The organism is Salinicola avicenniae, assembly GCF_023736115.1.
Taxonomy (GTDB): Bacteria; Pseudomonadota; Gammaproteobacteria; order Pseudomonadales; family Halomonadaceae; genus Salinicola; species Salinicola avicenniae.
In genome coordinates, this window is sequence record NZ_JAKQZC010000003.1 from 461,338 (window position 1) to 481,487 (window position 20,150).

Annotated in this window: 26 protein-coding genes and 1 tRNA gene; 18 read left to right on the forward strand and 9 right to left on the reverse strand. The window is 57.0% G+C overall.

Going from position 1 to position 20,150, the window contains the following annotated elements; genetic code table 11:
* The first annotated feature begins 39 nt into the window (after nt 1-39).
* The 5 genes from MC381_RS08590 (at nt 40) to MC381_RS08610 (ending at nt 3,896) form a co-directional block, all read left to right on the forward strand.
* Nucleotides 40-1,023 carry a bile acid:sodium symporter family protein gene (locus tag MC381_RS08590; RefSeq protein ID WP_251977322.1) on the forward strand — a complete coding sequence of 328 codons (984 nt, stop codon included), beginning with the start codon at nt 40-42 and terminating at the stop codon, nt 1,021-1,023.
* 147 nt (nt 1,024-1,170) lie between these two features.
* Nucleotides 1,171-1,998 (forward strand): tRNA-uridine aminocarboxypropyltransferase, encoded by an 828-nt coding sequence (locus MC381_RS08595; RefSeq protein ID WP_251977323.1) that lies wholly within the window; start codon nt 1,171-1,173, stop codon nt 1,996-1,998.
* Between the two features lie 454 nt (nt 1,999-2,452).
* The gene (locus MC381_RS08600) at nt 2,453-3,166 is read left to right on the forward strand and encodes a ZinT family metal-binding protein (protein WP_374708167.1); all 714 of its coding nucleotides are present in this window, start codon (nt 2,453-2,455) and stop codon (nt 3,164-3,166) included.
* Nucleotides 3,167-3,310: 144 nt separating this feature from the next.
* Nucleotides 3,311-3,387 (forward strand) — tRNA-Arg (locus tag MC381_RS08605).
* Nucleotides 3,388-3,599: 212 nt separating this feature from the next.
* Nucleotides 3,600-3,896 carry an antibiotic biosynthesis monooxygenase family protein gene (locus MC381_RS08610; protein WP_251977325.1) on the forward strand — a complete coding sequence of 99 codons (297 nt, stop codon included), beginning with the start codon at nt 3,600-3,602 and terminating at the stop codon, nt 3,894-3,896.
* A gap of 40 nt (nt 3,897-3,936) precedes the next feature.
* On the opposite strand, the gene MC381_RS08615 is transcribed toward MC381_RS08610, so the two are convergent.
* A complete protein-coding gene (locus tag MC381_RS08615) occupies nt 3,937-4,470 on the reverse strand; it encodes an HPP family protein (RefSeq protein ID WP_251977326.1) in 534 nt (177 codons plus the stop codon).
* Nucleotides 4,471-4,635: 165 nt separating this feature from the next.
* A complete protein-coding gene (locus MC381_RS08620; protein WP_251977327.1) occupies nt 4,636-5,343 on the reverse strand; it encodes a cation efflux transmembrane domain-containing protein in 708 nt (235 codons plus the stop codon).
* 65 nt (nt 5,344-5,408) lie between these two features.
* On the opposite strand from MC381_RS08620, the gene MC381_RS08625 reads away from it, so the two are divergent.
* The 9 genes from MC381_RS08625 (at nt 5,409) to MC381_RS08670 (ending at nt 12,329) form a co-directional block, all read left to right on the forward strand.
* Nucleotides 5,409-5,807, forward strand: a complete 399-nt coding sequence (locus MC381_RS08625) for a MerR family transcriptional regulator (protein ID WP_251977328.1) — start codon at nt 5,409-5,411, stop codon at nt 5,805-5,807.
* An 859-nt stretch (nt 5,808-6,666) separates the two neighbouring features.
* Nucleotides 6,667-7,392, forward strand: coding sequence for a hypothetical protein (locus MC381_RS08630; protein ID WP_251977329.1), 726 nt, complete (start codon nt 6,667-6,669; stop codon nt 7,390-7,392).
* A gap of 77 nt (nt 7,393-7,469) precedes the next feature.
* Entirely contained in the window at nt 7,470-7,721 is a 252-nt protein-coding gene (locus MC381_RS08635) for a hypothetical protein (protein WP_251977330.1), read from the forward strand.
* 10 nt (nt 7,722-7,731) lie between these two features.
* On the forward strand, nt 7,732-7,977 hold the full coding sequence (locus MC381_RS08640; protein WP_251977331.1) for a hypothetical protein: 246 nt from the start codon (nt 7,732-7,734) through the stop codon (nt 7,975-7,977).
* Between the two features lies 1 nt (nt 7,978).
* Nucleotides 7,979-8,734, forward strand: coding sequence for a hypothetical protein (locus tag MC381_RS08645; RefSeq protein ID WP_251977332.1), 756 nt, complete (start codon nt 7,979-7,981; stop codon nt 8,732-8,734).
* 85 nt (nt 8,735-8,819) lie between these two features.
* Entirely contained in the window at nt 8,820-9,494 is a 675-nt protein-coding gene (locus tag MC381_RS08650) for a hypothetical protein (protein WP_251977333.1), read from the forward strand.
* A gap of 340 nt (nt 9,495-9,834) precedes the next feature.
* Nucleotides 9,835-10,176, forward strand: a complete 342-nt coding sequence (locus MC381_RS08655; protein WP_251977334.1) for a hypothetical protein — start codon at nt 9,835-9,837, stop codon at nt 10,174-10,176.
* A 133-nt stretch (nt 10,177-10,309) separates the two neighbouring features.
* On the forward strand, nt 10,310-10,999 hold the full coding sequence (locus tag MC381_RS08660; protein ID WP_251977335.1) for a hypothetical protein: 690 nt from the start codon (nt 10,310-10,312) through the stop codon (nt 10,997-10,999).
* Nucleotides 11,000-11,588: 589 nt separating this feature from the next.
* Nucleotides 11,589-12,329, forward strand: coding sequence for a hypothetical protein (locus MC381_RS08670; RefSeq protein ID WP_251977336.1), 741 nt, complete (start codon nt 11,589-11,591; stop codon nt 12,327-12,329).
* Between the two features lie 204 nt (nt 12,330-12,533).
* On the opposite strand, the gene MC381_RS08675 is transcribed toward MC381_RS08670, so the two are convergent.
* From MC381_RS08675 to MC381_RS08695, 5 genes are all read right to left on the reverse strand, one after another.
* Entirely contained in the window at nt 12,534-13,100 is a 567-nt protein-coding gene (locus MC381_RS08675; protein WP_251977337.1) for a P-loop NTPase family protein, read from the reverse strand.
* A 72-nt stretch (nt 13,101-13,172) separates the two neighbouring features.
* On the reverse strand, nt 13,173-13,979 hold the full coding sequence (locus tag MC381_RS08680) for an AraC family transcriptional regulator (protein ID WP_251977338.1): 807 nt from the start codon (nt 13,977-13,979) through the stop codon (nt 13,173-13,175).
* Nucleotides 13,976-14,620, reverse strand: coding sequence for a LysE family translocator (locus tag MC381_RS08685; RefSeq protein WP_251977339.1), 645 nt, complete (start codon nt 14,618-14,620; stop codon nt 13,976-13,978). Before MC381_RS08685 ends, MC381_RS08680 begins: the two co-directional genes overlap by 4 nt.
* A 163-nt stretch (nt 14,621-14,783) precedes the next feature.
* Nucleotides 14,784-15,602, reverse strand: coding sequence for a glutamate racemase (locus MC381_RS08690; RefSeq protein WP_251977340.1), 819 nt, complete (start codon nt 15,600-15,602; stop codon nt 14,784-14,786).
* A gap of 52 nt (nt 15,603-15,654) precedes the next feature.
* Nucleotides 15,655-16,290, reverse strand: a complete 636-nt coding sequence (locus tag MC381_RS08695; protein WP_251977341.1) for a LysE family translocator — start codon at nt 16,288-16,290, stop codon at nt 15,655-15,657.
* Nucleotides 16,291-16,557: 267 nt separating this feature from the next.
* Here MC381_RS08695 and MC381_RS08700 point away from each other — a divergent pair, with 267 nt between their 5' ends.
* The 3 genes from MC381_RS08700 to MC381_RS08710 all read left to right on the forward strand — a co-directional run bounded on the left by MC381_RS08700 (nt 16,558) and on the right by MC381_RS08710 (nt 18,648).
* Nucleotides 16,558-17,175 carry a TetR/AcrR family transcriptional regulator gene (locus MC381_RS08700; RefSeq protein WP_251977342.1) on the forward strand — a complete coding sequence of 206 codons (618 nt, stop codon included), beginning with the start codon at nt 16,558-16,560 and terminating at the stop codon, nt 17,173-17,175.
* The gene (locus tag MC381_RS08705; protein WP_251977343.1) at nt 17,172-18,167 is read left to right on the forward strand and encodes a DMT family transporter; all 996 of its coding nucleotides are present in this window, start codon (nt 17,172-17,174) and stop codon (nt 18,165-18,167) included. The genes MC381_RS08700 and MC381_RS08705 overlap by 4 nt, the downstream gene beginning before the upstream one ends.
* Before the next feature lie 277 nt (nt 18,168-18,444).
* Entirely contained in the window at nt 18,445-18,648 is a 204-nt protein-coding gene (locus MC381_RS08710) for a cold-shock protein (RefSeq protein WP_251977344.1), read from the forward strand.
* A 189-nt stretch (nt 18,649-18,837) separates the two neighbouring features.
* Here MC381_RS08710 and MC381_RS08715 read toward each other — a convergent pair whose 3' ends face one another.
* Nucleotides 18,838-19,098, reverse strand: coding sequence for a type B 50S ribosomal protein L31 (locus MC381_RS08715; protein ID WP_251977345.1), 261 nt, complete (start codon nt 19,096-19,098; stop codon nt 18,838-18,840).
* 295 nt (nt 19,099-19,393) lie between these two features.
* On the opposite strand from MC381_RS08715, the gene MC381_RS08720 reads away from it, so the two are divergent.
* Nucleotides 19,394-19,699: a hypothetical protein gene (locus MC381_RS08720; protein ID WP_251977346.1), complete on the forward strand. Its 306-nt coding sequence runs from the start codon at nt 19,394-19,396 to the stop codon at nt 19,697-19,699.
* 79 nt (nt 19,700-19,778) lie between these two features.
* Here the strand turns inward: MC381_RS08720 and MC381_RS08725 are convergent, their stop codons facing one another.
* The gene (locus tag MC381_RS08725) at nt 19,779-20,057 is read right to left on the reverse strand and encodes a hypothetical protein (protein WP_251977347.1); all 279 of its coding nucleotides are present in this window, start codon (nt 20,055-20,057) and stop codon (nt 19,779-19,781) included.
* Nucleotides 20,058-20,150 lie beyond the last annotated feature (93 nt).

Sequence of the window (20,150 nt, forward strand, 5' to 3'; positions counted from 1 at the left end):
CAACCGGCGGGCCAACGACATCGCTAGGACACACAGATCATGTTTGAACGTATCAACCGGCTGTTCCCGGTGTGGGCCATCCTGCTGGCCGTTATCGCGGCCTTTCAGCCGCAGCTTTTCGTTGGGCTCAAGGGCGAGATCAAGACGCTGCTCGTGGTGATCATGTTCGCCATGGGGCTGACCCTGACCCGCGAGGATTTCCTTCGTGTGATCCAGGCGCCCAAGCCGATCGCCGTCGGCGTCGTGCTGCAGTTTCTGATCATGCCGTTCGCCGCGCTCGCGGTATCGCGCGTGCTCGGGCTCGGGCCGGAGCTGACCACCGGCATGGTGCTGGTGGGCGCCACCGCCGGCGGGACCTCCTCCAACGTGATGGCCTGGCTCTCCGGCGGCCACGTCGCGCTGTCGGTCTCGATGACCATGGTCTCCACCGTGATTTCGGTCGTCGCCACGCCGCTGATCACCTGGCTGATCGTCGGCCAGAGCATCGACGTACCGGTAGGTGGCATGCTGCTGAGCATCGCCCAGCTGGTGATCGCGCCGATCGCGATCGGCGTCTTGTTCCACCACCTGCTGGGCGGCGCGCGCATCCGCAAGATCGAGACCCCGCTGGCGACGCTCGCCATGGCCGCGATCGTGCTGATCATCGCCATCGTCGTCGCACTCAACGCCGGCAATCTCGCCACGCTTGGGCCGATCGTCGCGCTCGCCGTCATCGCGCATAACGGCATCGGCCTTGCCGCGGGCTACTGGCTCAGCCGCGCGCTCGGCTTCGATATCCGCACCGCGCGCACCATCGCGTTCGAAGTCGGGCTGCAGAACTCCGGCCTCGCGGTCACGCTCGCCAACCAGTTCTTTACCGCCGGGGCAGCATTGCCCGGGGCCCTGTTCTCCGTCTGGCACAACGTCTCCGGTTCACTGCTGGCGGGGTACTGGAAACAGCGCGGCGTGCGCGACACGCCAAGTGTGGCAAGCGCCAATACCGGGGGCGGGACGACGGGCGATACCCGGCGCGAGGCCGAATAAAGACAGTATCGCTGGCGATCCCCCCGGTCACTGACGCACAGCGCTATGGCCGGAATTGATGCAGATGTTTGCGCAATTCCGGCCTCTGCCGGGCGATGCGAGATGATAGAATTCGTTTCGTTTTCGTGAAGCAGAGACCCCCGAACCATGCGTGATGACGCCGAGTTCCCCGCCGCGACGGCTAGTGCCGATGCGTCTGCCCCCGCCTGTGATGCGGCGACCGAGCGCGATCCCGGTACCGGGCAGGCGCGTCCGGCCGGGCGGGAATTCAAGGCGCGCGGCAGCTTCGTCGAGCGCTGCGATGGCTGTCGTCTGCCGGTGCTCAACTGTCTCTGCCCCTATCGCGTCAGCGCCAGCAGCGACATTCGCGTCTGGCTGCTGACACACCCGTACGAGCACAATAAGCCGACCAATACCGGGCGGCTGATCGCCGACGTGCTGCCGCAGAGCGAAATCTTCACCTGGTACCGCACGGCTCCGGACGCGCGCCTGCTCGAACGGCTTGCCGATCGACGCTTCGTGCCGTTCGTCGTTTTCCCGGACGACCAGCCGGACTATCAGCACCGGGTGGTCGACGAGCGTGCCGTGACCAGCGCGCGCGAAGACGGCTTCATTCCCGTCTTTATCCTGATCGACGGCACCTGGCGTCAGGCGCGGCGTATCTTCCGCAAGAGCCCGTATCTGGAGAACCTGCCGGTGTTGCCGTTGCATACCGACCGGCTGACGCGCTATCGGCTGCGCAAGCCCGCATCCGCTTCGCACCTCTGTACGGCCGAAGTGGCCGCCGAATTGCTGCGCAAGAGCGGAGAGGGCAACGCGGCCGACGTGCTCGATGACTACTTCGATGTCTTCAACGAAAGCTACGCCGCCAGCCGGATCTATCACAAGCTCGACAGGCCGACCGCTGCCATGCAACGGCTGCTGGCGCGGCGCGCCACTGGCTCGAGCAGCCTGCAGCTGTTTCCCTCGTCGTAACCCTTTCCCGGCTGTCGTGTTTCCGCGGCAGTCGCCTTGCCCAGGGCCTCTTCCCGCAACGTCTCTTTCCGCAAGTTCTCTTCCCGCGGCGTTGTTCGCTTTCCTCGCTACAGCGGAGAGGCACCCGCGAGATCACGGGCAACACTAACTCGGTATCCTCGGGCCCGCTCGGGGCTTTTATGGTTGCTCAAATGCAATGTTATAACGTATTTTTCGGAGGCGGGCGCAAGCGATCTTTTACGTCACCCGTGCGGCCGTGTTTCCGGCGTTCGTCGCCGACATAACCTTCAATCGCCTAGTTGCCAGTCAACGCGATGGGTCAGCCAAAGCTATTCGCCAGCCAAACCTATTCGCCAGCCACAAGAGAGAAGAGATGTTCACACAACGCATTGCCAGCAAGTCGCTATCCGCCAACGGGCGATCCGCAAAAGGGCTATCTATCAAAAAGCTCTCCATGACAGGGCTCTCCACGACAGGGCTATCCACCTCGAGCTTGCTGGTACTCGGGTTGCTGATCGGCGCCAACGGGGCATTCGCTCACGATCATGATCACTCGCAGGATCACGATCATGCGCACGATCACGGGCATTCGCACGACCATGGCCATGAGCATGCCGATGGGCACGATCACGACGCCGATATCTACGCCGGCTACTTCGACGATAACCAAGTGGAAGATCGCGCGCTGAGCGACTGGGCGGGCGACTGGCAGTCCGTCTATCCCTATCTCCAGGACGGCACGCTCGACCCTGTCTTTGCACACAAGGCCGAAGCCGGCGACAAGAGCACCGAAGCCTACAAGGCCTACTACGAGACCGGTTACCGTACCGATGTCGAACGTATCGAGATCGATGGCGATAAAGTCACCTTCCATGCCGATGGTGAAACCTACAGCGGCGATTATGTCTCCGACGGCTACGAGATCCTGACCTACGCGGCCGGCAACCGTGGCGTACGCTATGTCTTCGAGCGCGAATCCGGCGATGACGCCGCGCCGGAGTACATCCAGTTCAGCGATCACGCCATCTACCCGACGGATGCCGACCACTACCATCTCTATATGGGCGACGACCGCGCCGCGCTGCTCGAGGAAGTGACCAACTGGCCGACCTATTACCCCGCCGACCTGAGCGGCCAGGCGGTCGCCGAGGAGATGATGGCGCACTGACCTGGCGCTGCTAGCGCCAGGACACACCGGGAAGGGCAGTGGAAAATCCCATGGCAACAGTGACTTCCCGAGCTGTCCGCCAAGGTTTCGGCGCGATTTACCCTCGCGCCGAAGCCCCTCGTAATGTTATCGTCTGCGCCGTACGCCCGAGTGGCTCAATTGGATAGAGCAACGGCCTTCGAAGCCGTGGGTTGCAGGTTCGAGTCCTGCCTCGGGCGCCATTTCTGTTTTACCGTTCCCGCCTGTCTTTCTTATCTCTTATCCCTAGTCTCTGCTGCCATGCGGTCTCTGTCGGCCCATTGCGCGGGTTCCCCCGAATGTCCTTTTCCGATGCTCCAACGCCACAGGGCCACCAACGGCGGATATAGCCCGACGCTTACCGCTGATAGTGTGGGCCGTTTTCGGGATGGCAGGACTCGCGTGGGGGGAGTGAATGATACGAGTCATCTATCGCTGGCGCGTCAGCGAAACGAACTTCGCCAGTTTCCAGGCAGTCTGGACGCGCACGACAAACCAGATACACGAGACGGTGCCGGGCGCGCTGGGCAGCTTCATGCTGCGCGACACGGAAGACAAGACCGCCGTGATGACCGTTGCCAAGTGGGACGCCCGAGAGAGCTGGGAAGCTTTCTGGGGCGCTGAAAACCCGGCGCAGATGACCCGCATGCGTGAGCTCGGCGAGCGCCTCTCGGTCCAGGTTTGCGAAGAAATCGACGACTTTACGCGTTAGGGAGTCGCCGTTCGGTGATGCCTTGCCGATGTCTCGGCTATCAGAACCAGTGCTGCGGATAGCGTCGATGTCGTGCCAGATTATTGACGAGCACCGCGACGACGAGCATTAGCAGACAGCCGGCCCCTACCGGGAAGAATGCGTAGACCCAGCCTAGCGAGTGCAGCTCGCCAGACCCGATCACCGCGATCAACGCCGTGGCACCACCCGGCGGATGCAGCGTGTGGGTCAACTGCATGACGAGAATGGAGGTGGAAACGGCCACCGCCGCTGCGATCCAGGTATCGCCGAGCAGCGACCACGTGGCAAAGCCACACAGCGCCGAAAGCACGTTACCGCCGAGGACGTTGCGTGGCTGCGCCAGGGGGCTCTCCGGCGCCGCATAGAGCAGCACGGACGTTGCCCCGAAGGAGCCGACCATCAGCAAGGGATGCGCCTGCATCGACTGTGTGCTGATCCAGCCGACGCCCGCCATACCCAGGAACGCGCCGACCCACGACCACAGCGCGTCGCGCCAGTTTGGCGCACCGTGTGAGACCGGTGCGCCTTTCATCTTGCCCAGGTAGTTCTTCACGCAGCTCGCTCCATGGCCATTAAAAAGACCGCGGATGATGCCTCCCGAGAGCAACGCACTGAAATAACGGATGGCTATGGGGTTAAGCCGACAGTGGTAAGGGGTAGGGCGCAGCATTCTTGAAGCCGTAATGACCTACCATGCCTGGGCAACATCAGCGTCGGCTTATCGTCGATTATCGCAGCATGACTTCGATGAGCAGCAGGTACCGGAGTCAGCGACACCGACAGGTTCGTCGCTCATATCTTGTGAAGACGAGCCCGCTGCCCGCCATGCCACCCATGCCTCGCTTGAGACCTGCCAGGCCGAATGCAGGAACAGTGCCGCAATGGCCAGGCCGACGATCACATCCGGCCAGAGCGAATCGGTCACGCCGACGGCGATGGCGGCCAGCACCACGCTGGTATTCGCGATGAGATCGTTACGCGAACAGAGCCAGGTCGAGCGCATGTTGAGATCCGCCGAGCGATAGCGCAGCAGCATGATGAAACAGACCGTGTTGGCCGCCAGTGCCAGAACGCCCATGATGCCCATCGCCCCGGCCTCGGGAACGCTGCCGACCACGCTCTTGTGGACTGCCTCGGCAATGACCGCCAGACCGAAAACGAACATGAACCCGCTCTTGACCAGCGCCGCGCCGGCTCGCGTTCGGTCACTTCGGTGCAGGGCGTATAACGTCAGCACGTAGACGGTGGCGTCGCCGAACATATCGAGCGAGTCAGCCAGCAGCGCCGTCGAGCCGATCAGCCAACCCGCCACAAACTCGATCACGAACATCGAGCCGTTGATGCCGAGTACCCAGTACAACACCTTGGCCTGCGCGCCCCGCAACTGCGCCAGCTCGCCAGCCTTGTTCTCGCAGCACGAATCCATGCCAGTGCCTCCACGAATGATTGGCTGATAGCATGAAGGTTCTAGCGGCTATAAGGTCAACCGTCATGACTTCGCCAATCACCATCGGTCAGCTCTCCAAGGCTACCGACACCAAAGCGGTCACCATTCGCTATTACGAGAGTGTCGGGCTGATCGCACCTGCGACGCGAACGCAAGCCGGCTATCGCCTCTATACGGAGCAGGAGCGGTATCGCCTGATCTTTATCAAGCGAGCTCGTCATTTAGGGCTGAGTCTGGATGACGTTAAAGCCTTGCTGGGACTCGCCGATGACAATAATGCCCCCTGCGAACAAGTCGACTCGATCATCCACGAGCAACTGGAGCGGGTTAGATCGCGGCTGAAGGATTTGCAGCAACTGGAGCAGGAACTCGACCGGCTCGAGCAGTGCTGCCAGGCGGACACCGTGGCCGACTGCAAGATCATCGAGTCGTTGTCGCGCTGATAGCGGCTAGTGGAAGTCCGCGCTCCTGTGGCCACCATCCTGCCTTTGTCACGCCGCGACCTGCCGGCGCGCTGTCGACTCCCCGCCCCGCCGGCGCGCTAAATGGGTCGGGTTTGATGCAGCGATGCAGAGGGCGCCAAGCCGCGCCGGTGCTGGGGCCGCAAGGCGATTCCGGGTCCTGAAAAACGATACGGAATGATGCATTTTGCAGTGGAGACGACGAAAGCCGAGGAACGGATGATAGAGAAATGAAACGAAGTGTGGCAGGTTGATACGAAAAGCATTCTTGAAATAACTCAAATGGTCTGGCTGGTTCCGACCCAAAGCGGACGGGCCGAGGATGGTCGCAAGCACTTTTAAGGGTGTTATGTAGCAGGCAAGGTTATTGGTGTTATGTTGCCGAACTATAGTTTATAGCCTGCAGTTTCAATAGGTTGGGGTGCGAATGGTGTGCTAGATAACATTGTTGAACGCGCGTGCGCGTTCAAATTTGCAAACGATCGCGCTTCTAATACCTGTTAGCTTACACATGGGAAGTTATGAAAATTCGGGAAATTATTGAAGAAACATTAAAAAATACTGGAAGTGGTAGAAGTGCTGATATTTGCGCAAAGTCCATGCTATGCAATTTGATAAAAGAAAATGAGCCTTTCCAAGCCATTGAATTGAAGAGCCTAGAACATCTATTGCTTATGATGAAAGAGTCGACCTTTCCTCATATTTATGGAGAAGGTGGAGTATTTTATTTTTCCGCATATTATTTTTATGATGATAGATATCCGGTAGGTCGAAATCATTTCATCCGAGAGGCGGACTTGCTGCAAATTTCTAGGCTTCATGCATATTTAAGTCCAACGGTTTGGAACTGCCCTTCATTCCACCTAATCACCTTGGCGAAAAAACAGGTCAAGATGGCTATGAAGCAAGAATACGTGAGTTTAGAGAGCGGCAATCTTGCGAAGCAGAAATGTTTAAAGGATTATTTAAGGGGCGTTCACAATCCACCGCCGTAGAAAAGTCTATGTTTCTTAATTCTCCTGGCTGCCTTGTTTGTGGTGATAATAATTTTCGGATGATGAGCTCTACTCTGAGTGCGACCAAAGGATTTATGGTTGGGTTTAATCTTTGTGACAATCATTTGGAGGTGGCTAAAACTGAGAACAGTTTGCTTGAGTACTTGGCCAAACTATTCAAACAACCACCACCTTTTCAGTTAGTGCCGCTAGAGACTAAAGAACATTTTGAAATAGTTTTGTCATGGCTACCCAAGGAGTTAGGTTGTAAAGTCGAAAAAACTAACGCAAACACTATGACACTCGTAAGACCGTCAGGGTTAAAAGGGGGGTTTAGGCTAGACTCGCCAGGAAATTATGCCTATATGATTTTCAGGTCAGATGGCAAAGAGGTTGCTCGAATAGATTCGGCTGATCATCACAATGTCAATTATGGGTCGGACCATTTGCATGTAGATTTAACTAAGAAAAAGGGGCCGATAGAGTCAAGCTTCACTACTGGCAGCCCTTTAATTGACACAAAGAAAATACTAGAACTTATTGAGTTAAAAGAGGCCGAGTTTGAAAGCTAACAAGGCGCCGCTGTCTAACAGATTTTCCGCATAGCGCGGCGTTAACTGCCTTGGATTTAACCAAGCAAGGAAATACGATGAATAATGATCAGGAATTAGCTCATAGAATAAAAATCAAGTTTGGTACTGCGCCGAATGACCCGGCATCTTATCAGCTAGATAAAATAAAGCAGGACATCAAAGCTCTTGTAGCAAGGGGTATTACACCATCTGAAAAAGACTGGGCGGAAATTGTCAAAAAACACTGTCCTAGTGCAGGCAGTTACATATACAAAGGTGCAGATACCTCTGATCTGATTACCTTGATGCAGTTAGCCACAAAGAAGTAGGTTGATAGATATGAGCATTGAAAACTTAAAAAAAGAAATTGAAACAGCGCTTCTAATAACTGATTGGTCACCGACTGAAGCTGATCTCAAAGAGATTTCCAGACGAATGAAGGTCTTTGGCAGTTCAGCATCGAAGGGTGATATTGAGAAAATAGTCTATGATGTTGTAGGTCCATATGAATGCATGTCGATGGAAGGTGTAGATAACACCGACCTGACAACATTGCTTCTTCTGGCCACAAAAGTAACTAGATAAAATGACTAATGAGCAAGCAGTAATTCAAGCTGAGGCTGAAATAGAAAGGCTTAAACAGGCCTACATGGAACATCTAACCAATATTGTTACTAAAATCCATGAAAAAGGAGAGCAGCCGTCTCTTCAAGAGCTCTTGGCGTGCCAGAAATTAGGTGCAAGCTATTTCAATTACATTGAGAATTTTGTTGGAAATAGCGGCCTATTGGGTGCTCATGTAAATGGGAAATGGGTTACAGGCTTTGCCGAGACTTGTCACAGCGTATTAAACGCATTTATTGCTCACATAAACTTTCTTAGAAGCCATTCTGAAACATTACTAGGCGCTTTAGAGCAGCCTGATGACTCTGCTTACGCAAACATGCAGAGAATGACAAAAGAGTACCTGCAAAAAGATAAATGGATAAGATTAGAGAGACGATTTAAAGAAAGCTCCTTGCCAATCGCAGGGTTTAACTACTCCGGAGCAAACGATTTGAATGAAACTCCTAAGTGGCAGCTTATATCAGGGCTTGTTATAGGTGTGCTGTTTGCCTTAATAGCACTTATTGCAGCCATATTTATCCCCAGCCCCACGCCGACACAGTTCTTTATGTTTCGGGGTATTTTTGCTGTTTCATTAGCCGCTATTGCAGCAATTATCCCTGGGCTGTTGACCGTAGAATCTAGATTTCAGAAATTTTCGGTAAGAGCAACGGGAGCTATAGGTGTATTTTTGATCGTGTGGATGTTGAACCCTCCCGCACTAATCGGCAACTAACAAGTTGCTACACTCGGATAAATTACTCGCTGCGCTCCTAATTTACCGGTGAGTAAAGCGTTAGGTGAAATCGCGATAGAGATTTATGAGTAAACTGAACGATCAATTTGATGTTTTATCAAATACATTACGACTTTTACCCGAAGAGATACTGAGGCTTGGATACTTCATAAAAGAGATAAACGAGCCCGAAGAGGGTATCAGCAACGTAGAGATTGCTTGCGTTAATGTCTTTAACAATATTTACGGGATGATGTGCGCTCTAAAAGATGAAGGGGCGGTTTTATCAATATATGAGCACGATGCGATAACTACTATATTGTGCATCCGTCATATTCTTCAGCATCAATCTGGCCGCCTAAAAAATAATCTAAGGGATGCGTGGTCGAAAAGCATTCAAGGTGCTCCTGTACTCATAAAATACAATGTCTCTGATCCTGGCATGGCAGACCCTCCGCTTTATATTAGTGTCGAGTGGTTCCAAGAGGGAATTTTCAAGAGCAACAATGCAAAAAGGCTCCCGGCCATCAACAGTTTTTGGAATCTAGAGGCTATAAAACAAAAAGTTGATGTTTCATCTCATGGGAGTTGGGCGTCGACCTATGTTTGTGTCATGGCGCTGATAACCGAAGCTGTCAGAAAAATTGTCACTGAATATGGCAGTGTCATTACAGCGTCTGGCTACGATAGTGATGTGTATTTGAAGCACTTTAAAACAATCAATGCAATCAACACTGAAGACTATGGGCTCATCACCTAACAAGGCCATCAAATTCGTTCCGGCCGAAAAAGCGCGGCCTCCACCGGACTGCCTACGCGTTGCATCGGCAGCCGTTTATGGCGGCGTTATATCTACTTTTGGCTGAACGTCGGCTCTTGGCCGAATGCGACCCGGAGCGGATGGTCCGAGGAAAATCGCATGCGCATTCAAGTCAATAAACGACCACGCCATCTAATACCTGTTAGCCTCACAAGGAAAGTAGATAGTGCTATTTTCAAATGTGTCTATCTATAAGCAGATTTCGGAAGAGTCGTACTCGAAAATGGTCTCCCTTGTCGACGAGGGAAGATCGCCCAAGGAAGATGGGACTGATGGCTATATGATTAAATACGATCCTAATCACAACTCATTCAAGCAATCTATGATAGTTGTTGTGTTTACGGGTATGTGGTTAGAGGCATTGCTTCATCAAGAAATCGTTTTCAAACATGGGGTTGAAGTCTTCAAGAAATATGATTTTAAGTCTTATAGAGAAAAGCTTGCTTTGCTTGGGATTGCTGATACCGATTTATTAGATAGCGTCGATTCGTTTAAAGCCACAAGAAAGGAACTGGTTCACGAAAAGGCGTTCTTCGATAGTGGCGAAATAAAGGTGGCACAAAAAGAGGCTGAGCTTGCTCACAAAATCATGGAGAGTATTTCGCATGCGCTTGGCAACTAAGGCTAACAATACGTGTCAGTCGGACAGTTTGTTCCTTGGATCTTTTTGTGCCGGCCGCTACGCTAGCACAAAACGCCACTCCACAAACTGCCGCTGCACTCTGCGTTAGTTTATCCGAGTATCGGGAGAAAAAATGGAAGTTCGCGACATTAAACTATACATGGATGGGCGCTGGCAGCTCACTGACCTCAATGTGCTAACAAGAGTTTATATCCAGTTATATGGACTTCTTTACTCTCTAGATGTTGCTGATGACTACCTTGATGGCGAAATTCAGTACATATATGGGAAGTATCCGTGGCGCGGCGGGTTCAGTGCGGTTAATTTCTATCAGAACCTGTTCGTTAAAATACCGTGCGACTACAAGCCTCAGATTCGATCAATTCAATATGCTTCTCCTGGTTTCATTGAGCTTTCCCAGCTAGTTGATGTTGCTAAGGATGTCGCCCAGGTTGTTGGCTATGTCTCAGCCGCATTAATTGCAGGCAATAAAACCTACAGTAGTATCCAGAAAGGAATAAGTGAACGGAAGCTTTCCAAAATCAACCTTCGAAGTGAAGAGCTTTCATTACTTGAGAGAGAAAGAGCGTTCATACATGACTCTGTGAATGACATCGCTAGGGTGATGGGAATAAAGCCTGAAATATTGTTTAAGCTTTATTTCCGGACGGAGAACAATGAGTTGGCTGTCTTGAAAATCCTTTCATCTGTTTATCGCCGGGCACGGGATCTAGCTAAGCTAGAGAACAGCGGTAAGTTGGATTTGAAAAAGGGGCATGCCGCCGAGAGTGAAACTAACAATCAAAGGCAGTCGGACTCGTAAACTCGCCGCTACTTTGGAGCGTTAAATTTTAAATCGGTTTCATTGATGAATATTGAGATCGTAGAAAAAGTAGATTACCTTAGGCTGATAGAAGTGTGGGAAGCGTCGGTCAGGGCAAGGCATGATTTTCTGGTTGAAGATGATCTACAGGAGTTAAAGCCTGTTAATTCTGGAGCAGTATTTTGACGCAGTTGATTTAAGGTGCGCTAAAAAAGTAACGGTTAAATTCAGGGGCTCTGTGGAGTACATGACGGTAATATTGATATGTTGTTCATCTCACCTGATGCACGCGGAAAAGACATTGGTGCCATGTTAGCGGCCCATGCTATCAAAGAACAGAGGGCATCAAGGGTCGATGTAAACGAGCAGAATGAATAGGGGTAGGTTTTTATCAGCACATTGGCTTTAAAGTGACAGGTAGGTCACCAGTCGATGGTCAGGGTAAGCCTTATCCGCTGTTGCATATGGTGCTGTAAAAATTCACCTAGGCTAGGCACGGCGACGTCTTTTTCGTTGCGGCTTCGCCTTCACTATAAAGCCGCACTTGCTGGCGGCGTTACACCTAGGGATCGAAATGAGCCGAAAACAGTTGTACGAGCTGGCAGGAAAACTCAGAGTCTCTTACCAGAAAAAGATAAACAACACCTACATCTGGTCATCGTTGGCTAGAGATGCCCTGTTAATGGCAGCAAAAAACGAAGAATTTCTTGAGTCTGAAAAGTTAATTGTTCCAACGAAAAATGCTGGAAAGATCAGGCGTATAAGAAGAGAAAAAGCTGATCTCGTTGAATTACTACAATCTGCGGAAAGCACAGAGTTTAACTTTTCAATACACACCTATATCGTGGCGCAAGTTGAAGCTTATCTATCGGACTTGGTTCGCGGGGTCTTAAATATAGATAAAAGGAGACTGAAAACTCGCGTACAGGGCATTGACCACGTTAAAAAGGTTGACGTGAGCTCGATAATTGACGCTGAGTCTTTAGACGAGATCACCGATGAGCTTATTGATAGAGAGTTGATAGCTATTTTTTACGCCTCCCCGGAAAAACAGTTCGAGTACCTAGAAAAAGTTATCGGTATCGAAGTTGATAGTAAAACGAATCAGCTTTTCAAAAACTGGAAAGAATACAAAGCGACAAGAGATCTGATCGTTCATAACCATGGCGTCGTAAACGAGCTGTACATCAAAAAGGCTGGAAGTCTAGCTAGGGCTGAACTAGGAAATCAGATAAAGGTCACTTCGGAATATATTGACTCGCTTGTTGCAGAGACAAAATCGCTAGTTGGTCGAATTTCGAACTCGATACAGCGCGCCAACAAGGTGTAACAAGTCACGGAAAGCGGACGCGTGAGACGCGCCGCTTCGTTCAGCGTTATATCTACTCTGGCTTAACGTCTGCTTCTGGCCGTGAGCCGTCTTTGGCCCAACTGTCGTACCGGGGGGGTATGAACCTCCGATCGCATCCAGTGGCATACACTTACGCTTATTTTTCGGAAGAGCTCATTTGAATCAGTTGCATGGATAGGTTTTCTAACCTTGCCTCGCCATTAACTCGATAAAACTCTCTACTTCTCGCCGGTTTCGCAGACGCACGAACCGTATGTGCGCGTAGCGGGGGGCCTGCATCACCGTCTCGTAGCGGCGCCGGTGGCTCCGCCAGGTTTTCAGCATCCACAGCAGTACGGAGTCGCGGCTAAAAAAGGTACGGCGTAGGCTTTCCCGGTTTCCGGTGCCGGGCCAGAGTTCTTCCTGCGCGCGTATGCGCCTGATGGCGCGGCTGACGGCCTGGCGTAGCGTGCGCCAGAAACTGGTATCGACCCAGACGATCATGTCGACATTGCGCCATTTGATCTCGCGGGTGCGGTGATAGTTGCCATCGAGCACCCAGCCCGGCGTGGCATCGAGGGCAGCGCTCAGCTCGGCAAGAAAGGTTTCATCGGGTGCCATTTGCCAGTTCGGCCGCCACTGCAGCCGATCCATCTCGATGACCGGTAGGTCGAGCACCTCGGCGAGCCGGTAGGCGAGCGTGGTCTTGCCGCTCGCGCTGGTGCCGATGACGTTGATCCTCTCCGGTTTTCGTGGAGGTGGTGCATTCATCACGCTGTCCCTTGGCTTATCCCTGGTTCGCCCCATTCATCCCTGGTTCGCCCCCTTATTTCCAGAGCGTGATCATCGCCCCGTCAGTAGCGAGCGCCAACGGGCCGGCGTGACGCCGAAGGCTTGCTTGAAGGCGCGGGTAAGATGGCTCTGGTCGGAGAACCCGGCCGTCAGCGCCGTATCCGACAGGGTCGCGCCGTTGGTGATCAGCTGGCGGGCGAAGTCGAGCCGTCTCAGGGTGAGATATCGATACGGGCTGGTGCCGAATAGGGCGCGAAAATCCCGCGTCAGTGTCCATCGCGGCTGGTCGGTCATCCGCTCGAGTTCGTCGAGCGAGACGGGGTGCCGATAGTGGAGGTCGAGATAGTCTCGAACGCGATGCGCGGCGCGGGCATCCAGTGTCGTGCGCTGGCGTTGGCCCCGGGCATCGCTGTTGGCCTGAAGCGCGCTGGCGAGATCGGCGAGGCCGTTGTCTTCTTCCAGCGTATCCAGCGGTGCGTCTATCGAGCAGAGCAGCGCACTGACGGCGCGCTGCAGGTTGGCATCCCGCGTCAGGCCGCCATTCACGTAGGGAAGCGCCTCGCCGTTCAGCATGGTCTGAATCAGCGCCGGGGAGACGTAGAGCATGCGGTATTGGAAGCCGCTGTCGTTCCCGGCATGACCGTCGTGGGGCTCGTCCGGATGAATGACGATGACGGTGCCCGGCAGGCTGCTCCGGTGGCCGCGACGATAATGAAAGCTCTGCACGCCGGAAAGCGTGATGCCGATGGCGAAGGTGTCGTGGCGGTGCATGCTGTAGGCGTGGCCGTGAAAGCGCGCCTCGATGCGCTCGATCCTTGTCGTGGGCGCGACGACACACCAGTCATTGTCGAGCGTCATGTTATCGCTTCCCTCAGGGGAGACAGCACGTAGTCATACAGCAGCAGCACCGCGACCACGACCAGCAGCAGCGCCATGATGCGGTTGCAGCGCACCAGCACCTCGGGCCGGGCGATGCGTTTGCCCAGTGTCCTGCCGGCGAGACAGTAAAGCAACGGCGCGCCACCGCCGCCGAGCGCGATCAGCGTCGATGCCGCGATGAGCGAAAGCCCGGCAATGCCATGCGTCGGGAACATCACCGTGGTGATGGGGATCACCAGCACCGAGTTCTTGGGGTTGAGCAGCTGCATGAGAAAGCCGTCCCGGAAGCGAAGCTGGCCGGCTGCGCCCTGGGCGCTGGCGCCATTGGTGGACTCAGTGGCGTTCGGGGGTACGGCGCGGTAGACCTTGAGGGCCAGATAGAGAATGTAGAGGCTGCCGGCGAGCGCGATGACGGGGATGATCCGTTCGACCACGATCAGTTGCCCGGCGAATCCGATGACCGCAAACCAGCAGAAGATCGCGAGCGCGACGCCGGCGAAAAAGCCTAGCGTCCGCCTGAGTGGCGTACTCAGGCCGGCGTTGAGACCCAGCAGGTTCACCGGCCCGGGGGTGTACATCACCGTGAAGGCGTACAGCACTATCTCGATGTTCCGCTCCATGTTCCGCCTCGTGCCTTTCGGTTCAGTCGAGGCGACAGGCTAGCGGGTGCGGCGGTTCCGGTCTTGAACGATCCTGCAGCGAGCGCCGTGCCGTACCGTGACGATAGGAGACGAGACGTGACGAGAGGAGATCAGACGTGTCAGGGGCAGTGGCCGTTGCGGTCTAGGGAGCCTTCGACGTTGCGGTGGGCTCGACCACTTCCAGCGTGAGCTCGACGCCGAGCCGTTCGAGCATGCGGCGGAAGTCGTCGACCGAGTAGCGTTTGTCTTCGGTGACGAGCGTGCGAATGCGGCCCGCGCCTGCGGTGCCGGTGCCCAGTCCGGCGACCACGCTCTCCGCCGGATCGAGAAAGCGACACTGCGGCCGGGCGCGTTCGAAGAAGCCCTTGAGCCAGGGCAGGTGGGTGCTGGAAAGCGTGAGCACGTCGATCGACGGCCGGCGCTGAAACAGCCTTTCCAGGAAGGCGTCGACCTGCTGCTGAGTGCCATCTGGGTCGAACAGAAAGGCGCCGCTCTCGACGAGTTCGACCAGGCTCGAGGCATCGATGAGGGCGACTTCCGCCTCGTTGCCCGCCTGCTCGGTCACGAACGCCGCCAGCATGCGGCTTTCGACCAGCGAACGCACGCCCATGATGCCGACCTGACCGCTGGCGGAGTCGGCGAGCGCGGCCTTCAACGGCGGGAAGACGCCGTAGACCGGCACTGACGTCATCGGGCGGACGGCATCCAGCACGGTGATCGACGGGGCGTTGGAGGCGACGACAATGGCCGAAGGCGAGAAGCGCTCGAGGAAGCGCAGCGTGCGCCGCATGACGCCCTCGAGCGCGTCGGGACGCTTGCTGCCGTAGGGAAAGCTGGCGCGGTCGGCGAAGTAGACGATGTCCTGCTGCGGCAGGCGACGCTGGATCTCGGCGACGATGGCGTAGCTGCCGATACCGGCATCGAAGACGGCAATCGGTTGGTGAAGCGTGTCGACATCCATGGCTGGGTTCTGCTCCTTGGAGGAATTCACGATGTCCGGCGGGGCCGACGTTTCAGCGGTGCGAGTTGGCCAGCGCGCCGCCGGCGACCATGAACAGCCCACCCGTGGTGCGGTTGAACAGGCGCACACGGCGCGGCGTGCCGAACCAGCGGCTGACCGTCGAACCCACCGAGGCGTAGGTGGTCATGGTCGCGAGATCTACGGCGAGCCACGTCAGCGCGAGGATCGCGAACTGCGACCACTGCGGCTGGCCGAGATCGATGAAGTTGGGGAAGAGCGCGCCGAAGAACAACAGATCCTTGGGGTTGCTGATACCGACGGTGAAGCCCTTGGTGAACAGCCGCCACGGCGAGCGAGTGCCGCCGGGAGCGGCCTCTTCCGTGTCGGTGGTGGTCATCGGCTCGGCGGGGGCGCGCCATGCCTGGATGCCGAGATAGATCAGATAGGCAGCGCCGAGCGCCTTGAGCACGAGAAAGGCGGTTTCCGAGGTGGCGAGGATCGCCCCGAGCCCGAGCGAGGAGAGCGCCATCAGCGCGAGCGACGCCAGGGCGCCGCCCACCACGGTGGCCAGCGCCCGGCGACGACCGTGGCGCAGCCCATGATGCATGCAGAGCAGGGCGACCGGCCCCGGGAACAGAATCAGCGCGGCAATGACGCCGAGATAGGTCAACCAGACAGCCAGCTCCATGGGCATTGCTCCTGCCAATTTTGGCCTGCGGATTCGCGGGCGGAACCGTCGAGGGTATCGCAGCGGAAAGGTCGTGTCTCGAAGTGCGAGCGGGGCGGCTTGTACGGTGACTACGCGCGGCGGCTTGTACGGTGGCTACGCGCGGCGGCTTGTAGGTGGCTTGTGTGTTGATAACGAATAGGTAGACTGGTCTACCTACCGGATTTTATCCGGTCTTCAGACTTCTGGAATCTTCCGTTTTTCGGGTTTCGAAACGAGGGGGAGTGCATGTCAGCAAGGGCAGGTCGGTCAACGAACCAGGCAGCGAAAGCGGCCGTCGTGCCGGCACGCGAGCGCCTGCTGCAGGCGGCGGCGCGGCTGTTCTATCGCGACGGCATCGTGGCGACGGGGATCGACAGCCTTGTCGAGCAGGCCGGCGTGGCGAAAAAGAGCCTCTACAACAACTTCGCCTCGAAGGAGGCATTGGTCGTCGACTACCTCGAGGCACGCCATGCCGAGTGGCTGGCGCTGCATGAACGGCGCCTGGCCGCGGCGGAGACGCCGGAAGCGGCGGTCATGGCGGTCTTTCTTGCCTACGAGGATCACGCCAATCAGGCCTATGAGCGGGGCTTTCGGGGCTGCGGGCTGCTCAATGCGGCGGCGGAGCTGCCGGCGGGCTCGCCCGGGCGGGAACGGGTGAGAGAGCACAAGGAGGCCGTGGAGGCGCTGCTGGCGGAGGCCGTGGCGCGCCAGCCGGGGCGCAGTCCCGAATCGGCCGAACGGCTGGCCGCGCACCTGGCCTTCCTGCTGGAGGGCGCGATGGCGCGTGCCGGCCTGGAGGGCAGTAGTGCCCGCGTGGCCGAGGCTCGGGCACTGGCCGGCAAGCTGCTGGAGAAAGACGCATGACGAAGATGCCGCAGGACCCCTGGGGCATCGCGGCGGTGATGGCTGCCGCCACGCTGTGGGGCACGACCGGCACCGCCGCGACGTTCGCGCCCGGCGTCAGCCCGCTGGCCATCGGAGCCGTGGCCATGGGCTTCGGCGGATTGCTGCAGGCGCTGACCGCCGCCGGTCAGATCGCCAAGGGGCGAGCGCTGATACGGGCCCATTGGCGTTGCGTGGTCGTCGGCGCGCTGGCGGTGGCGATCTACCCGCTGGCGTTCTATGCCGCGATGCGATACGCCGGGGTGACCATCGGTACGGTCGTCTCGATCGGCTCGGCGCCGCTGCTGTCAGCGTTGATCGAAAACGTGCTGGACGGCACGCGCTTGAGCCGGCGCTGGGTCTTCGGCGCGAGCCTGGGGCTGGCCGGCATGCTTCTGCTCTGCGTGGCGGAAACCGGGGGCGAGACCGTCACGGCCGGTGCGACCGGGTCACGCGTAGTCCTGGGTATCGGGCTCGGGTTGCTGGCGGGATTCACCTACGCCTTCTATTCCTGGGCGGCACACCGGCTGATGCGACGCGGCGTGGCGACCCGGGCGGCGATGGGCGCGATGTTCGGGATCGGCGGGCTGGCGCTGATGCCGGTACTGTGGATGACTGGCGCGCCCTTGCTGGACACCTGGAACAATCTGGCGGTTGGCGTCTACATGGCCGTGGTGCCGATGTTCATCGGCTATTACTGTTTCGGACGGGGGCTGTCGCGGGTCTCGGCCAGCACGGCCACCACGATCACGCTGTTCGAGCCGGTCGTGGCCGCCGGGCTTGCCGTTGTCGTGGTCGGCGAGATGCTGCCGCCGCTCGGCTGGTTGGGTGTGGCGCTGGTCGTCGCGTGCCTGGTTGCCATGACACTGCCGCGGCGCCAACGCGCGGGCGGTGCCCAGCAAGCCGTCCCTGACGAGGATGCCGCACACGGGCCGCAGGCGTCTGAGGCCGAGCCCTCCCGGGCCTCCTGTTGAGAGCTTGGCCGGCGAGTCTACCCGGGGCGGAGAGGGGCGCGGCCGAGGCTTGTCCAGTGGCCGCGACCGGATGCCGCATCTTTTTACGTTTTCATCGCAACTATCCGTTGACTCACGCCGCCAATAAGCCCACCATGCACTCGGTAGGTAGCAAGTCGAATATTGTCAGTTGCACTCGAATCATTCGGTAGCCTGGTTATATCCCCTTGTTATGCCCACTCCATCGGGTAGCACCCGGCATCGTTAATCAAGCGCTAAGCGCATAAGGAATTCGATCATGGCAACTGGCACAGTTAAGTGGTTCAACGACACCAAAGGTTTCGGCTTCATTTCTCCGGCCGACGGTGGCGACGACCTCTTCGCTCACTTCTCCGAGATTCAGGCTGAAGGCTTCAAGTCCCTCCAGGACGGCCAGGAAGTCTCCTTCGACGTGACTCAGGGCAAGAAAGGTCTGCAGGCTTCGAACATCAAGCCGCTGTAAGACTTCTAGATCTCGCGCTTCGGCGCGGTATCTTGCTCACCGAGGCCCGCCTAGTGCGGGCCTCGGTGTTTTTGTTTGTCGCATTTTCAATCGTCAGATTCAGGGTCAGATTTAGGTTCAGGGTCAGGATAGGGCGAAGCCGTTGGCGAGCCCACGCCGATCACGCGGTGGCGACCGGCTTGGGTCGGCTCAGCGTCGACGTGTTGTCACGCTGCCGAAGCGGCGCTGGAACTGCGCTGCCCGACCTTCGCTGCCCACCTCGCGCTGCTTGCCGGTGTAGAAGGGGTGCGACGCGGAAGAGATATCCAGACGTACGACCGGATAGGTGTTGCCGTCTTCCCAGGTCATGGTCTCGTCCGAGCTCATGGTCGAGCCGATCAGGAAGTACTGATCGACGCTGGTATCGTGGAAGAGTACCTGACGGTACTCGGGGTGAATGCCCTCTTTCATGACGCGCTCCAGTGGCTATCGTGTGGATGTGGACAGATATGTTATCACATAACGTTTATTGGATGGGCATTGGCTGGATAGCCATCGACTGAATGAGCCTCGACGGGATCGAGAGCCGGTTTAGTCGCAACCGGCGCGGTGACAACCGACGGGTCAGTACGGACTGGATCAGAGTCCGTGCGGTCCGACATCGGTGGCCTGCGCAGCGGGCGAGAGCCGGTTCAAGGCGAGGGGCTACGTTAACCGAGGGCGATCCGGTATCATCGCGACCTTCCCCCATGCGCGGACAGACACCATGCACAACCTATACATACCGGTCGTCGCGATTCTGGTGGCATTTGCGGCCATCTTTGGCGGGCAGGCGATTTCGGACAGCCAGGTCGACGACGACATCAACGCGCTGATCGTCGAGCAGCTGGGTATCGATCACGCCGTCGAGCTGCAATCGATGCGCGACGTGCAGCACGGTTACGGTGTCTGCGGGCGCTATCTCGACCCGGCCGCCGGCGAGGCGACCACCGCGTTCTACTACAGCGAAGTCAACGAACGCGTGGCGCTGGGCGAACACGCCTCCGCCTACGAGCGCCACTGCACCCGCTGAGCAGCGGCGACGCGCGGCTTCGGCTGTCGATCTGTGTTGGCCGTCGATCTGTGCTGGCCGGCCATTCGCCAGAGGCGGTTCAGGCTTGATGGAAGCGATCGATGCGATCGCGGATCGCTGTCTCCGGCCCGAGCAGGGCCTGGAGATCGCTTTCGGTCAGGCCGATATGCGCGTGTCCTCTGGCAATCGAGACGTAGTTCTCGCCTTCCCGAATGGCTTCCTCGACGAGCAGTGACAGCTCCTTGCGATCGTTGAGCGACGCCGGATCGAAACTCTGGCGAGCTCGCTGGAACTGGTTGGCCTGTTCGCGCCGGCAGCGCTGCAGCAGGCTCTCGGTGATGAAGGGTGTGCTCTTCACGGCCGGTACTCCCCCTTTGGCGTTGTTCACTTCGAGACTAGAACTGCTGGGCCACGCGCGACCATTGGCATTTCGATGTAGGCGACGCATGGC